This is a genomic window from Bacillus sp. 05T31, from assembly GCF_056396725.1.
The window spans coordinates 1-468 of the sequence record NZ_JBFTMA010001361.1; the positions used below are offsets into that span (position 1 = coordinate 1).

The 468-nt window shown below is 31.2% G+C and carries 1 pseudogene; it reads right to left on the reverse strand.

From position 1 onward, the window contains the following. Window positions 1-38: 38 nt before the first annotated feature. A pseudogene (locus tag AC1DJR_RS33310) lies at window positions 39-261 on the reverse strand (replication-relaxation family protein); the annotation flags it as partial. Window positions 262-468 lie beyond the last annotated feature (207 nt).

Genomic DNA, 468 nt, shown 5'->3' on the forward strand with positions numbered 1-468 from the left:
GGTGTTAGCAAGTTCGTTTGCAAAATTGTTAACGCTTTTTATATTTCTTCTATTACATACAATTTCACAAACACATCATACTTAGCTGGTAACTGTAAAGAAATGAATGACTGGCATCTTCCCGTTATATTTCTGCTTATATATTTGTGTGAACTCTTCATACTTTTTTAACTTCTCTTCATTCACTTTCATTTTCTGTGACCGATCTACTTCGACTCCATGAAGTATCCCTTCTTCGTCACGAAATTTCACATCAGGAATATAAAAAAATATGGGGTAACATTGAAATCATCATTCCAGATGAAATAAAGAAAGAACACGAAAAAAGAATAAAAGAGAATGGAGATAGCTCATCCTCAAAAATAAAAGCCGTAATTAACGGCTTTTATTTTTTGTCACCAAACTATTCTTTTGTTAAAAAATTATTAATTCACTTTAATATATTCATACCACCACTTACCACCTGGT